Here is a 14,539-nt window from a genome sequence, read left to right as displayed (position 1 = left end):
TATCCGCTTCATTCGTCCGTCCTTTCTTGGACCGGACTCTAATCACTTCTGGAGGAGTTTTAAGGGGTCACGTCATTCCCGCTCACGGTGCAAAAAAATACGTCTCTTTTCGAAAAATGGAGCCGGATGAAAAGGAATATAATGATGAAGAAGATTCTTATGGTAGCGGTTGCTTCGACCGCATTTTTGTCGTCGACGGCTTTTGCACAGAGCCAGGATTCGCAAGACCTGGCTTTCAATGCTACGGTTCTGCCGGAATGTAGCCTCGAAAATCCAACTGATGTGACCTTTGCTAGTGTGAACATTAACCAGGGTGCGGGCTCTTCAGCCCTCCTGCTCAAAAATGGCTCTCAGGTTGCCCCTGCGGAGAACATCTATGTTAGCTGCAATTATGCGACGACTCTTTCGGTCACCAGCGACAATGACGGTCTGACAAATGCCACTGGTGCTGCTGTTGCTGCGAATGATCCACTCGATTTCACCAACGTCATTCATTATCGCGTTGAGCTGAAATCGACCGACGGCAGCTTCCCCCTTCTTGACTTCAGAACAGTGCAAGGCGCTGCGACGAAGACCGTTAATGCCGCTGGAGCATTCCACGACGATGCTGCTTTGAAGGTTTATATCGATCGTGACGACACCTCGAAGCGCCCGGTTGCTGGCGATTACTCTGACCGCGCTGTGATTACAATCGGCGCAGTCTAAATCTGATTGTCCTATGAAACAAGAGTGGGGGGGCTACGGTTCCCCCTTCTTTTTGACTTCGACTGTAGATGTTGTGGCTAGATCAACGTTAGACCAATGGCTAAATTGTGAGACTGCCAGGCAAGGAACAATCAATGTTTAAAAATTTACGATATCTCTGGGCCTTGCTTGCGCTCGCCCTTGTTCCGGTTGCTGCCGAAGCCGCCGGGGTTTCGCCAATGGTTGTAGAAGTGAAACCACTCGGTCGCGGCTCGATTGCACGTATTGAGCTTTCCAACCCGAGCCAAGCCGAGTTTCCAGTCGAAGTTCAAATGTTTCGCGGTATCATTTCAGAACGGGGGGAGTTGGAATTAACTCCCGCCGACGAAGAATTCCTACTTTTCCCAGCTCAAAGGATTGTGCCAGCGCAGTCCCAGCAAGTGTTCCGACTACAATATATTGGCGAGCCAGAGCTGTCGGAATCGGAAATTTATTATATGCAGATCCGCCAGATACCTGTTGATATAAAACCAGGAGAGTCGCAGGTTCAGGTTGTTGTAAATTTCAATATCTTGGTCAATGTCGTTCCTGACGGCACCAATCCCGAGCCGATGTTTGAATCGATTACGCCAGTGGTGCGAGACGATGTCGCTGGCGTCGAGGTGCGTTTGGCCAATCACGGCAGTCGCTATTTCATGGCAGGCTTGTCTCCCTGGCAGATCACCGGGACGGCAGACGATGGATCTCCGGCCGACGTAAGACTACCAGCGGACGCAGTGGCAAAGCTCATCGGCGTAGGCGTCGTCGCGCCAGGCCGCGCCCGGGTATTTTTCATTCCGACTGATAAGCCTCTAGTAGAAGGTAGCATCCAGGCCAAGCTGGGGTCTTAATGTGGAGAGGGGGGTACCGGTTACGTTGGTTGCAGGGGTCATTCGCTTTGCGATGGCTGCAGCGATGCTGGGCTTTCCGGGAATAGTTATTGCATCAGAGCAGGTTGCGATAGCTGACAATCTGGAGCCATCGCAGGAACGCTCGCACGCTATAACAATGTCGGTTCCGCTTGTTTGGAACGGGCAGGTATTGCGCGACGTGATCGTAAACGTCTATTCTGATCAGACGGTCGCGATCGAAAGCTCAAGTCTTCAAACTGAACTTGCTCGTCTTCTCACCGAAGCCGGGATCACTCGTTTGAATGAAGCGATTAACGGCGCTCCCTTTATATCTCAGCCGGCATTGAAGGCTGCGGGGTTCGACGTGGAGTTCGAAATCGGACGTCTCGAGCTTATCGTGCGCTCGATTGACCCTACATTGCGAGCAATCCAAGCGTTAAGTGGTCGCCAAACAAATCGTGATCCACAACTTCCATCGATAGAACCTGCCAGATTCAGCGCTTACCTTAATTCCAACGTGAATTTGATTTATCGGGACCGAGATGGGCTAGCACCCCCTGACGTTTATCTGTCTGGAGCGGCTCGGTTCAAGGACGTTGTGCTAGAGTTTGAAGGTGGCTTTACCCAGAGTTTCAATGATGACTACCGGTTTTATCGACGCGCTGTTCGGGCAGTATATGACGAGCCGGACGAATTCCGGCGCTGGAGCGCGGGCGACCTGCAACTCAATACTACAGGTTTCATTCAAACGCCATTTATAGGTGGCGTTGCCCTTGAAAAGAGCCGAAGGACCTTCGACCCGTTCACATCGACGGCGAACTTTGGTGGACGGCAGATCTTTGTTGCCACTCCTTCGACCGTTGAAGTTATCGTAAACGGCGCCCCTTATCAGACGCTGGATCTGCAGCCAGGCACATACAGCCTGGACGACCTCCCAATTAGAATCGGATCCAATGACGTCAGGCTATTGATCAGGGATGCAGCTGGTCGTGAACAAATCACGCGGTTTGACTATTTTTTTGATCCGATTGATCTTTTGGCCGGCGAAGACGAATACACTGTCGCTGCAGGCCTGATGACAACAAATCTCAATCTGGAGCCCAGCTATTCGGGCGATCCTGTTTTCATCGGTTACTACCGAAAAGCCTTGAGCGATACGCTGCTTGTAGGGGGTGGCATACAGCTCTCCGAAGACGTTCAGGTTATTTCGGGTGAAATGCGCGTCGTACCTCAGGTAGTACCTGGTAGTTTTGATCTACAAGGCGCGATCAGTAATGCTGACGGCGCAGGGTTCGCGATACGCGGCAGCTACCGCCTCACCATTGGGGATAGTACTTCTGCGAAACAGGTTACTGCATCAGTTAATTATGAGAGCAAGAATTTCACCACAGTCAGTGAACTTTCGGGTTTCAGTCTTGAGACGCTTTCCGTTAACGCCACGTACAGTCAGGCATTGTCCCTGCGAACGTCCTTAATTGCGGGCGTAAATTATTTCTCGCGCTCTGGTCTGAGGGATCGCAGCACATTTTTCGCGGATGTAAACCACCGACTTTCAAACAACATCCGCGCCACGTTCGGCGCTGAATATGGCACCGGATCAGCGTCTGGACAAACTTTCGGCGTTCGAGTGGGTATTTCCGTCCTGTTTGGGGGTGGTCATAGAGCGGATGCGACATATCAGAGCCGCAACAAGTCGGCGCGCGCTTCTTTGTCACGGGGGGCTGGAAATGACGTAGGCTCCCTTGGATACTCGGTGACGTTGCAGGATACCTCGGGTGCTTCTTCGATCGATGGTGTCGTTGACTATATAGCCAATCGCTTCGAGGCTCGTGCTTCGCTTGGCTCCACTGGTACCAGTCTCGGCGGCATCACCAACAATCAAACAGCGAGGTTGCAGATCGGTACGTCTTTTGCCTTTGCCGACGGGGATTTTGGCATCGGTCGTCCAATTCAAAATTCTTTCCTTCTCGCTGGACCGCACAAAACGCTCAGGGGCACTGATGTTATTGCTGGGCGTAGCCTGAGCGACGGTAAATACGAAGCTTCCAGTGGGGTATTTGGAAGCGCTGTTATCAATCAGTTGTCAGCATATAACTCGCAGGACATCCAATATGATATTGATACTTTAGAGCCGGGCTATGACATTGGAGCCGGGGTGGCCCATGTCACCCCGGACTATCGAAGCGGTTACACTTTGGAAGTCGGAACCGATCGATTTGTCAGCGCAGTCGGATTTCTCCAGATTGGCGGTGAGCCGGCTTCTCTTGTAGCAGGCCAGATAACATCCGAAGACGATGATGGCTTCGAGCCCGAACCATTTTTTACCAACTCTGCGGGTAGGTTTGGTTTAATCGGACTTGCACCTGGTCGGAGTTACACTGTTCGTCTGAATAATAGCCAAGGCACTTTCACGATCAAGATCCCCGAGGACAACACAGGTCTCTATAGAGTGGAGACGATCAATCTCCAGAACGAGACCGAATAGGAGACGTTATGCGCTATACGACAATCATTGGCTCAGTAGCTCTTTTGATGGTGCCAGCCGCCGCAAGTGCTGGAGAATGTCAGCCCACTTTCGCTAGTGGCAATCAGTCCCTGGTAATAAATGGCACTGAAATCGAACCGGGTGGGCTCGCTGCGCAGGATTTTCAGGTACTTGTTCAAAATGCTGCAGCTGGTGCAACTAGCACCCGTTCGATAGTTGGTGTCCCGCCCTGCGAAGCCGTCATACGCATTGCAAGAAAAGGGGCGCCGCCAATTTCTGGTTACCCGCCCTTCGTCATAAGCGCATCGGGCAATAATCAGGTTGAAATTCTAGAGAATGATACCTCAGGCGGATCCGTTAGCAGCAATGTGGAAATTGGCGGCGCCCCGTCTTGGATCTTCAAAGTTGAGGTCCCGACGGAGTGGGGTTTGCAAGCGGGTACGTACGTCGAATATCTGGAGCTATTGCTGTTGGACCGCAACGGCGATGGCAGCACCATCACTGATCGCAGGGATCTTACGGTTACTATCGTAATTCCACCTGCCGTATCCTTGCGCTTAGTTGGAGCGGTAGTCGGAGGGGGGGGGAGTAACGAACCCGCACGAGTAGACCTCGGAAATCTTTCAAGTTCAACTTCAACGCAGTCGGAGCCTTTCGCCGCACGGATTTTTAGTACAACGCCCTATATCGTTTCGTTTAACTCAATTAATCTGGGAAATATGGTTCACGAGCAAGGGCGAGACCAAGTTCCTTATCGGCTATTTTTCGACGGCGCACTAGTCAATCTGGCAGGAACGGCCGAGTTTTTCTATCCTGACCATACTCCTCAGGGTGGAGATAATAGGCCCATGAGCGTCGTTGTACCACCGGTTGTTGCACTAGCCGGTCGTTATTCAGACAGGGTGACTGTGACTGTGACGACAATGTAGCTTAGATGACAGTGAGCCCTAAACTAATTGTGAGGTCCTGAACGAGCCCGTTTGTCTGTATGGTAACCGGCACATTACCTACAGTAGGACCGCTGCGCAGTGCAACATCACTTAAGCCTGAACTATCAAGCTGGCTTGTCTCGCCAGCATAGCTAATCTGAGCTTGCTCATTCGTGGCAAGCATACGATGCGATGCAATTACACGAAATCCACGACTGCTGTTGCACATCTCGAACACGCTTCCACTCGCAGAGATCCCGTTAGCATCGACGACAAAGGCCGAAGACTCAATTTCACAAATTTCGGGTATCGTTAGCGAGAGCCGAAAACCTGTTAGCGCTTCCGAATTTGCGTTTGCGGCTGTCGGGAAAGCGACGATGGCGATGAGTGCGATAAGTCGACGCATAAATTTCTCCTAGGAGACTAGCGATATGCGTGAATCATTAAAATTCGGTTCATCAATGGCGCAAAGCACGAGGCGTCCGACGAAAATTCAGTCAGATTTTAGCCTGCCCCATTAGGGTGGGCCACCGGCTATCCCCATCTACACCGTGATGAAAACCATGTCGTTTCAATGTGTTCCCCGTCTGTCCGTCGTCAGATAATTTTTGACTGATGCGGGTTTAAAATAGGCGAGTATTTGGTTCCATCTGGTTGTTCGAAGCGATCTGATTCGCGCGCTTGGCGATTTACCGTACCAAGTTTTTCGACGTTCTCCGGAGAAAGATCCCGAATATCCACCGTGTGACGGACCAAGCCAGGAATGACATTTGGCGCGTTTGGCCTTACCTCCAGCTTGCCGACGGTCGCGACCTGACGCCCGGACTCGGCTCTTGCGATCTCATTGACTGCTTCGACCATCTTCGCCGCCGCGACAGCAGACTGTCTCCTTCCGGCCCTATTCTGTTGAAAAACTCGAAGTCGTCAGCACGGATGCTAATTTTGGGTAACAATGATTCAAAATAATGGCAAGCACACATCATATTTACGCTATCCCAAGCGCTGGCGGGAACTTGACCCACAGTTATTCGACACCTTGAAAAATATTTATGAATCGGATCGCTCGGTGGATGCAGTCGCCAAATCTGGTGCGCTTGATGCTATATTTTCGTCGAATGTTTTGAATCACGGAAAGGAGCATCACTCGGCGCGAAACACTCTGAGAGCTGAATGGTTTGAGACGGTTCTGCACGAACTTTCAGGGTGCGATTTAGTCTTTGCGGACCCAGACAACGGATTGATCGATGACAATCCGAAGCGCAGGAATAAGCTAAAGTTTGGAAAGCAAATGCCGCTCGGCGAGGTATTGGCATTTGCGCAAGATCGCACGGCGATTGTTTACCATCACAACAGCCGTTATCCAGGAGGTCACGAACTGGAAATCAGGCATTGGTTCGAAAAGCTTGGGACTGGCACAATAGCAATCCGCGCAAATGCATATAGCTGTCGGACATTTTTTATTCTTAATCCGTCGAATCAAATAGAGAGACGAGCCGAAGATTTTGCTGCCCGATGGGCCGAGCATCGCGTATCGCTTTTCCGCCACTAGACTTTTACCCAGAAATATTCTTCAGCAAAAACCTTCGTGTCCAGCCCCCTCACCCGAAGCTCATGAACTCCCACCCAATCACATGCACGGCACTGGGATAGTCAGAGACGATGTCCCCTGACGGTAATATGTTGTCGAGGATGATGCGGTTTGATGCGGCCCCGCTGGCATAGGTAATCTCGAGGTCTGCCGGATCCGCGCTTGAGGCTGCAAAACTATAATCGTCAGCCGCGGCATTTATGACGCTGATCAGATCGTCAGACGCGAACTGTTCCAGCACGCTATTGCCCGATATGTCTGCATCGTCAGTGAACAGTATCTTGCCTGCTGCCCCGCTCAGGGTGATAGCTGCATCACTGCTGCCCTGGTCGAGCGATTGTACCGCGATGAACTCGTCCAGTTGTGCCGGTACAGACCGGTCGATCACCTGTTCACCTATAAGATATTCACCATTCTCGAATAGCAGGATGCGATCTCCGTCGGTGAACCGCAGCGTGAGGCCCACGGTGCCGATCGGGATAGCAAGGCTCTCGACCTGCGATGCGATCAGCATGGTCGAGGACCCCTGCAGCGATGCTGTATAGGCAGCAGCCTCCTGGCCAAGCACGATGATGTCGCCGCCGCGGTTGAAAGATCCATCGAAGGCGAAGTCGCCGCCATTCTCGTCCAGTCTGACTATATCTGCCCCGTTGGTACCGCGGATCTGGACATTGCCGCCGATCGTGACGTTTGCGTCCTGTCCCGGCTGCAGCGCCGCGCCAAAAAGCTCCAGTGTCGCCTTGGCAGCAGGATCAGCGAGCGTGGGCAGGATGCTGCCGTCGTCGGGCGCGGTAATCGGGGTGCTGTCAGCGGTAAAGACCTGCGCGCCCAGTTTGTAACCACCGCTGAACACCAGCTTGCGGGCACCGTCGTCAAAATCTGTAAACAATCCTGCTGTGCCAATCGGGATTATAGCACCCAGATCAGTGTTGTTGGTGATCAAGGCGGCCGAGGAACCTGCGCGGCTTACGGAGTATCCGCTTGCCTCGCCATCAAAGCGCACCACATCGCCGCCCCGGTTGAAGGAGCCATCGAGCGAGATCGCGCCGTAGAGCAGGGTCAGGTCTTCAAAACCGTTGCTGCCGGACACGCGGCCATTGCCGCCGACACTTCCGGTCCAGCCTTCCGTCAGGACAAGACGAAAGTCTTCGGGGGGCAGCGGGGCTGCTGCGATTGATACCGCGACGCTCTGCACTGCACTGCCGCCGTTTCCATCCGAGACAGTGACCGTGAAGCTATCGCTTCCGCTGGCAAAAGGAACGGCCGTGTAAGTGACGTCCGCTCCCGAGACGGTGACTATACCCTTGCCGGCAGGACCAGCGGCATAGGACAGATCATCGCCGTCAGCGTCAGTTGCTGAAACAGTGAAGGTCGCTGTTTCGCCGGCGGTGGCTTGCAGTGTCTGCGAAGCAGGTATGACAACCGGCGCATCATTGACCGGATCGATGGTCAGTGTGAATGTGTCGTTGGCCGACAGGCTTCCATCACTGGCGGTGACCTTCACATCAAGGCTGCCGTTAAAATCCTGCGGCGGCGTGCCGGAGAACGTGCGCGTTGCCGCGGTAAAGCTCAGCCAGGCTGGCAGCGGATCGTCATTGCCCAGGCTTGCGGTGAAACTCAGAGTGTCGCCATCAATATCGCTGAACGCATTGGCAGGAACCACAAAGCTCCACGCTGCGTCCTCATCCGAAGACTGGTCGGTAATAGCGTTAGCAAGCACTGGCGCATCATTGACCGGATCGATGGTCAAGGTGAAAGTGTCGCTGGATGCAAATTCGCCGTCGCTGGCGGCAACCTTGAGATCGAGCGCCCCGTTAAAATCCTGCGGCGGCGTTCCCGAGAACGTCCGTGTTGCCGGGTCGAAGGTTAGCCAGGCTGGCAGCGGATCTTCATTGCCCAGGCTCGCGGTGAAACTCAGAGTGTCGCCATCAACATCGTTGAACGCATTGGCGGGAACTACAAAGCTAAACGCTGCGTCCTCATCCGAAGACTGGTCGGCAATTGCATTGGCAAGCACTGGTGCATCGTTCACGGGATCGATGGTCAGCGTGAACTGGTCGCTGGCGGACAGGCTGCCGTCACTGGCGGTTATCTTCACATCAAGGCTGCCGTTAAAATCCTGCGGCGGCGTGCCAGAGAACGTGCGGGTCGCAGCGGTAAAGGTCAGCCAGGCTGGCAGTGGATCGTCATTGCCCAGCCTAGCGGTAAAACTCAGAGTGTCGCCATCAACATCGCTGAACGCATTGGCGGGAACCACAAAGCTATATGGCGCGTCCTCATCCGAAGACTGGTCGGCAATTGCATTGGCAAGCACTGGTGCATCGTTCACCGGATCGATGGTAAGCGTGAATGTGTCGCTGGCGGACAGGCTGCCATCACTGGCGGTTACATTCACATCAAGTGCGCCGTTAAAATCCTGCGGCGGCGTGCCGGAGAACGTACGGGTCGCTGCGTTAAAGCTCAGCCATGCTGGCAGCGGATCTTCATTGCCCAGGCTCGCGATGAAACTCAGAGTGTCGCCCTCAACATCGCTGAACGCATTGGCGGGAACCACAAAGCTATATGGTGTATCCTCCTCCGAAGACTGGTCGGCAATCGCGTTAGCAAGCACCGGTGCATCATTGACCGGGGCGATGGTCAGGCTGACGGTGACCGGCCCTGTTGTGATGTTGCCATCACTGACCTCATAAGTGAAGCTGTCGCTGCCGTTGAAGTCCGGATCGGGCGTATAGGCAAAGCTGCCGTCTGCATTGAGGACAAGCGCGCCGCTTGTCACATCGCTTACCAGGGCGACCGTCAGACTGTCACCGTCGCTGTCACTGTCGTTTGCCAGCACGCCTGTCAGCGCATTCACGGTCAGCGCAGCATCCTCATCCGTATTGTAGCTGTCGTCCACGCCTTCCGGTGCATCGTTCACCGGATCGATGGTCAGCGTGAACTGGTCGCTTGCCGAGAACTCGCTGTCACTCGCGGTGACCTTCACATCAAGGCTGCCGTTAAATTCCTGTGGCGGTGTGCCGGCGAACGTGCGCGTTGCCGCGGTAAAGCTCAGCCAGGCGGGCAGTGGATCGTCATTGCCCAGACTCGTGGTGAAACTCAGAGTGTCGCCATCAATATCGCTGAACGCATTGGCGGGAACCACAAAGCTGAACGCTGCGTCCTCATCCGATGACTGATCGGCAATCGCATTGGCAAGCACCGGTGCATCGTTCACCGGATCGATCGCCAGTGTGAAAATATCGCTGGTAGTAAGCTCACCATCGCTGGCGGTAACTTCGATCTCGAGGCCCCGGTTGAAGTTGGCGGGCGGCTTGCCAAAAAAGGTCCGCGAACCGGCGATAAATGTCAGCCATTGAGGCAATGCGCTGCCGTCGGCCAAGCGCGCCGAAACGTTCAAGGAAATGTTGTCGGGATCGAACAGGCTCTCCGCAGGCAGCTTGAACAGCCACCTTGCATCTTCAGGGGAGTTCTGATCGGCTATAGCCAGTCTCGGCGCATCATTCACCGGATTGATACGCAGCGAGAACTTGTCGCTGACCGCAAACTCACCATCGCTGGCAGTGACCTTGAGATTGATCAAGCCAGCAAAATCAAGCGGCGGCGTGCCCGAGAACGTGCGGGTCGCAGCATTGAAGGTCAGCCATGCGGGCAGCGGATCACCATTGCCCAGGGTTGCTGAAAAGCTCAGGGTATCGCCGTCTACGTCGATGAACGTGTCTGCCGGGATCTCATAGCTCCAGGCTTCATCTTCAAGCGAAAACTGGGTAGGAATTTGATTTTCCAGGACTGGCACGTCGTTGACCGGAGTGACATCGATGGTCAGCGTGTTGGGCGATGGATCGAAGGTGTTTCCGTCGCTGACCGAGAAGGTGAAGCTTGAATAGGCGGCACCGTTTTGGTTTGCGCCCGGGGTAAACACCAGGTTGGCGATCTGGGCGAGCGGAATTGCATCGCTGACACTGACACTGGTGCCGTTGAGCTTGAGCGTGGCACCTGCGTCGAGCGAGAGGGTGTCGATCCGCACAGACAGCAGCGCATCGCCTGTATCGACATCGCTGAACCCGAAGTCGCTGGCAGCAAAGGTATGGCTGTTATCTTCGAGGATGGAGACCGTCTTGTCGCTACCTGCCGGCACGTCGTTGACCGGAGTGACATCGATGGTCAGCGTGTTGGGCGATGGATCGAAGGTGTTTCCGTCGCTGACCGAGAAGGTGAAGCTTGAATAGGCGGCACCGTTTTGGTTTGCGCCCGGGGTAAACACCAGGTTGGCGATCTGGGCGAGCGGAATTGCATCGCTGGCACTGACACTGGTGCCGTTGAGCTTGAGCGTGGCACCTGCGTCGAGCGAGAGGGTGTCGATCCGCACAGACAGCAGCGCATCGCCTGCATCGACATCGCTGAACCCGAAGTCGCTGGCAGCAAAGGTATGGCTGTTATCTTCGAGGATGGAGACCGTCTTGTCGCTACCTGCCGGCGCGTCGTTGACCGGGGTGACATCGATGGTCAGCGTGTTGGGCGATGGATCGAAGGTGGTTCCGTCGCTGACCGAGAAGGTGAAGCTTGAATAGGCGGCACCGTTTTGGTTTGCGCCCGGGGTAAACACCAGGTTGGCGATCTGGGCGAGCGGAATTGCATCGCTGACACTGACACTGGTGCCGTTGAGCTTGAGCGTGGCACCTGCGTCGAGCGAGAGGGTGTCGATCCGCACAGACAGCAGCGCATCGCCTGTATCGACATCGCTGAACCCGAAGTCGCTGGCAGCAAAGGTATGGCTGTTATCTTCGAGGATGGAGACCGTCTTGTCGCTACCTGCCGGCGCGTCGTTGACTGGGGTGATGGTGAGCGTGAAGCTATCGCTGGCCGCCAGGCTGCCATCGCTGGCGGTGACCTTGAGGTCGAGTGCTCCGTTAAAATCCTGCGGCGGCGTGCCGGAAAACGTGCGTGTTGCAGCGGTAAAGCTCAGCCAGGCTGGCAACGGATCGTCATTGCCCAAACTTGCCGCATAGCTCAGAGTGTCGCCATTGACATCGCTGAACGCGTTGGCGGGAATGGTGAACGACACGGGAGTGTCTTCGTCCGAGGTCCGATCGGCAAGCGCGTTGGCGAGCACCGGGCGCCAGTTCGCAAGCGTCGCCAGCTCGAACGCGCCGAGGTCGCGGATACCAGGTGCCGTGCTATCCGCGCCAAGTCCTGGCTGGTCAAGCGCCAGCTCGCCGCGCGCGTCGCTGGCGGTAGCGCCTGCGCCCGACGCATCGAGCGCCGGATTGACCGCGTCAGCATTCAGCGCCACCGTCTGCACCGGTCCGCCATTGTCAGCTACGACGCCCGCAAGGGTTGTTCCGTTGCTCAGGACAAGCGTAGTCGCAAAGACTTCGGCAGGATTGGCGTTGACAACACCGTCCGAAGCGTCGGAATCGTTTCCAGTGCCGAGAATGCTCAGTCCGGAATTGGTTGTTGCGCCATCGAGACCGAAAAAGGCACTTTCGGAGAATTCGTTTCCGTTCGATTGCAGCGCGGCGTTGCCGAGAAGGATCGAATTGGTGAGTGCAAGATCACCGCCGCGGAGATAAATCCCACCGCCATCTGCGGCGAAGCCTGCCGTAGTGTTACCGGTCACGGTAGAGTTTGTAAGGGCCACGCCGACAACGCCCGTTTGGTCGGCGGCATCATAACCGACCGCAATGGCGCCGCCATCACCGAAATTATTGGTCGTGAAGTTTCCGCTGAAAGTCGAGTTCGTCGCGCTGACCAAAATCCGCGCAAAGATTCCGCCTCCAGGTGAGATCGTCCCAGCCGTTGAATTGCCACTTACCGTTGAGTTCATCAGCGTAACCGTGGTGTCGCCAAACACGCCGCCGCCGGACGAATTCGTGCCGCCTGTCGAATTGCCACTGACTGTCGTGTTGGTTAGTGTGATTGCAGCGAAGCCAAGTATGCCGCCGCCGCGTGCATTGGCGCCACTCGCCGAATTTCCAATAATGCCGGAGTCCGTGACGTTCAGTTCGCCAAACGAAGTGACGCCTGCGCCGCGACCAATACTGCCGGTTGTGAAATTTTCGCTGATCATCGAATTGATAATTGTCGTGTTGCCGGAACTCTTGATACCGGCCCCTTCAGCGAACGAGTCGCCAGATGTCGAATTGCCGCTGATCACGGAGTTTTCAACCACCAGCGATGTAGCTTGTGAGCGAACTCCGGCTCCGTCGGCAAAGTTGGCCGTTGTCCTGCCTCCGGTGATAGTCAATCCCGACAATGTGACCTCACCGGTGAGGGATCCTATGCTTAATACTCGGGTGTTGTCGGCCAACCGGTCCGTGCCGTCGAGGCTCTCGGTAACATCGGTGATATCGGTCCCTGCAACCAGCACGTCGTCGCCGTTCACATCTCCGGTTATCGTGACCAAGCCGCCCCCAAGGATCGTGAGGGGATCGGTGATGACAATTTCACCCAAGGCGAGGCGAATGACGCCGCCCGTTTCAAATGCCTCTCCGGTCCCTGTCGCAAAGGTGATCGTATCGACCCCGGCGACGCTGTTTGCATAAGCGATCGCCTCGCGCAGGGAGGTTAAGCCATCAGATGCGTCTACCACGTCGAGGGTCGTGGTCACTCGTGTTGGCAAACTGATCGAGACAAACCCTGTGCCGCCGTTCAAGTTCAAGAATGTGCCGCCCGGCCCAGCCACACCGGGCGAGCCTGCGCCGACGAAAATAATGCCGCCACCGACATTTCCACCGCCAAGTCCACCCTGGCCACCACTCGCCTGAACATCGGTGACAACTGTGCCGGAAATCACGCCGCCGCTGTTCAAGATTATGGCTCCGGCGCCGCCATTGCCACCGTCGCCGTTTGCGCCGCTATCCCCTACTCCTGCGCCGAATATGCTGCCTGTGGCCCGATCAGATAAACCGCCTTGCCCAGCGATGCCGCCTTTTCCGCCATCGCCTCCAGCGCCACCGGAAATCGCGGTCCCAATCACCGCGAGGTTGGAGAGGACAAGGGTGCCCGTGTTGAAGATTGCGGACACATTTCCGCCGGTTCCGCCATCCCCGCCGTCGCCGCCGTCGCCGCCAACTCCACCAAAACCCTGCTCAGCGCCTGGCCCGCCTGGTGCACCGCCATTACCGCCGCCTCCACCGTCACCGCCATCGCCGGCATCACCGCCCTTTCCACCCTCGAAGGTGTTATTGCGAAGCGTCACCGCCTCCAGTGTCAGCGTGCCGGAATTGAAGATCAGCGTCGCGTCGAGCGGTGTCGCGTCGTTACCACCCCGGCCATCGGTGCCATCACCACCATCGCCGCCCGCCCCTCCGTCGCCTGGTGATGGATTGGTTCCCAACAGAATGCTTAGGGTACTGGAGGGCGGTGTCACGCCCGGATTGCCGGTCGAGCCGGTAAATCCCGGATTCCCTGTGTTCCCGTTCAAATTCTGCGGCTGATCGAAGGAGCGGGCGATTGAGTCACTGATCACGACATTTTTGAGGGTCAGATTGCCTTCGTTAGCGATGACGCCCACACCAATGCCATCAAAGGGGGCGCTGAAAATCGACGCGCCCCGCGAGATATTCAAACCATCAATCACAACATTGGCGCTTGCGCCGATGTTGAAAAACCGACCCTGTAGCACGGTTGAAGTGAGCGTGATGTCGGGGGTTCCATCACCGTTTATATCGCCGATGATGATGAGGCCTTCGGCAGTTGCGATATTGAAGCTGGTGGTCGCGAAGCCTGGAGTGCTCTGTGCGAAAATGGTTGAGTTTTGAAGGAAGCTCGCAAAGGTGATCGTATCGGCTTCGCCATTGGCTTCTGATAGCACGATCGCCTCGCGCAAGGACAGACCAAACCCATCGGACATTTCGTCCTGCAGCGAGCCTGTTGCCATGGCGTCGTCGCCCGTGTCGCTCGTGGTCGTTACTTTGAAGTCTGCCATCTGCTCTTCCCTCTTGCCGCGTGATCCGCGGCTTTT

General features: G+C 55.5%; 8 protein-coding genes. 5 read left to right on the top strand and 3 right to left on the bottom strand.

Annotated features, from left to right (window positions below; genetic code table 11):
- Window positions 1-141: 141 nt before the first annotated feature.
- From V7650_RS09485 to V7650_RS09470, 4 genes are all read left to right on the top strand, one after another.
- The gene (locus tag V7650_RS09485) at window positions 142-705 is read left to right on the top strand and encodes a hypothetical protein (RefSeq protein WP_335655990.1); all 564 of its coding nucleotides are present in this window, start codon (window positions 142-144) and stop codon (window positions 703-705) included.
- A 134-nt stretch (window positions 706-839) separates the two neighbouring features.
- Window positions 840-1,574, top strand: coding sequence for a hypothetical protein (locus V7650_RS09480; protein ID WP_335655989.1), 735 nt, complete (start codon window positions 840-842; stop codon window positions 1,572-1,574).
- 25 nt (window positions 1,575-1,599) lie between these two features.
- A complete protein-coding gene (locus tag V7650_RS09475) occupies window positions 1,600-4,059 on the top strand; it encodes a fimbria/pilus outer membrane usher protein (RefSeq protein WP_335655988.1) in 2,460 nt (819 codons plus the stop codon).
- A gap of 8 nt (window positions 4,060-4,067) precedes the next feature.
- A complete protein-coding gene (locus V7650_RS09470; protein WP_335655987.1) occupies window positions 4,068-4,988 on the top strand; it encodes a hypothetical protein in 921 nt (306 codons plus the stop codon).
- Between the two features lies 1 nt (window position 4,989).
- Here V7650_RS09470 and V7650_RS09465 read toward each other — a convergent pair whose 3' ends face one another.
- Window positions 4,990-5,394, bottom strand: coding sequence for a hypothetical protein (locus V7650_RS09465; protein ID WP_335655986.1), 405 nt, complete (start codon window positions 5,392-5,394; stop codon window positions 4,990-4,992).
- Between the two features lie 191 nt (window positions 5,395-5,585).
- Window positions 5,586-5,849 carry a hypothetical protein gene (locus V7650_RS09460; RefSeq protein ID WP_335655985.1) on the bottom strand — a complete coding sequence of 88 codons (264 nt, stop codon included), beginning with the start codon at window positions 5,847-5,849 and terminating at the stop codon, window positions 5,586-5,588.
- A gap of 91 nt (window positions 5,850-5,940) precedes the next feature.
- Here V7650_RS09460 and V7650_RS09455 point away from each other — a divergent pair, with 91 nt between their 5' ends.
- Window positions 5,941-6,537 (top strand): hypothetical protein, encoded by a 597-nt coding sequence (locus V7650_RS09455; RefSeq protein ID WP_335655984.1) that lies wholly within the window; start codon window positions 5,941-5,943, stop codon window positions 6,535-6,537.
- Window positions 6,538-6,586: 49 nt separating this feature from the next.
- Here the strand turns inward: V7650_RS09455 and V7650_RS09450 are convergent, their stop codons facing one another.
- Window positions 6,587-14,503: a putative Ig domain-containing protein gene (locus V7650_RS09450; protein ID WP_335655983.1), complete on the bottom strand. Its 7,917-nt coding sequence runs from the start codon at window positions 14,501-14,503 to the stop codon at window positions 6,587-6,589.
- Window positions 14,504-14,539 lie beyond the last annotated feature (36 nt).

The sequence above is a fragment of the Parasphingorhabdus sp. genome (assembly GCF_036964565.1).
In the GTDB taxonomy this organism is placed as follows: Bacteria; Pseudomonadota; Alphaproteobacteria; order Sphingomonadales; family Sphingomonadaceae; genus Parasphingorhabdus.
This window is presented reverse-complemented; position numbering and strand designations above follow the sequence as displayed.

Excerpts from the sequence above, each read along its gene's own strand:
- V7650_RS09485 (WP_335655990.1), top strand. The coding sequence starts at position 142 with ATGATGAAGAAGATTCTTATGGTAGCGGTTGCTTCGACCGCATTTTTG.
- V7650_RS09480 (WP_335655989.1), top strand. The coding sequence starts at position 840 with ATGTTTAAAAATTTACGATATCTCTGGGCCTTGCTTGCGCTCGCCCTT.
- V7650_RS09450 (WP_335655983.1), bottom strand. The coding sequence starts at position 14,503 with ATGGCAGACTTCAAAGTAACGACCACGAGCGACACGGGCGACGACGCC.
- V7650_RS09470 (WP_335655987.1), top strand. The coding sequence starts at position 4,068 with ATGCGCTATACGACAATCATTGGCTCAGTAGCTCTTTTGATGGTGCCA.
- V7650_RS09465 (WP_335655986.1), bottom strand. The coding sequence starts at position 5,394 with ATGCGTCGACTTATCGCACTCATCGCCATCGTCGCTTTCCCGACAGCC.
- V7650_RS09460 (WP_335655985.1), bottom strand. The coding sequence starts at position 5,849 with ATGGTCGAAGCAGTCAATGAGATCGCAAGAGCCGAGTCCGGGCGTCAG.
- V7650_RS09455 (WP_335655984.1), top strand. The coding sequence starts at position 5,941 with ATGATTCAAAATAATGGCAAGCACACATCATATTTACGCTATCCCAAG.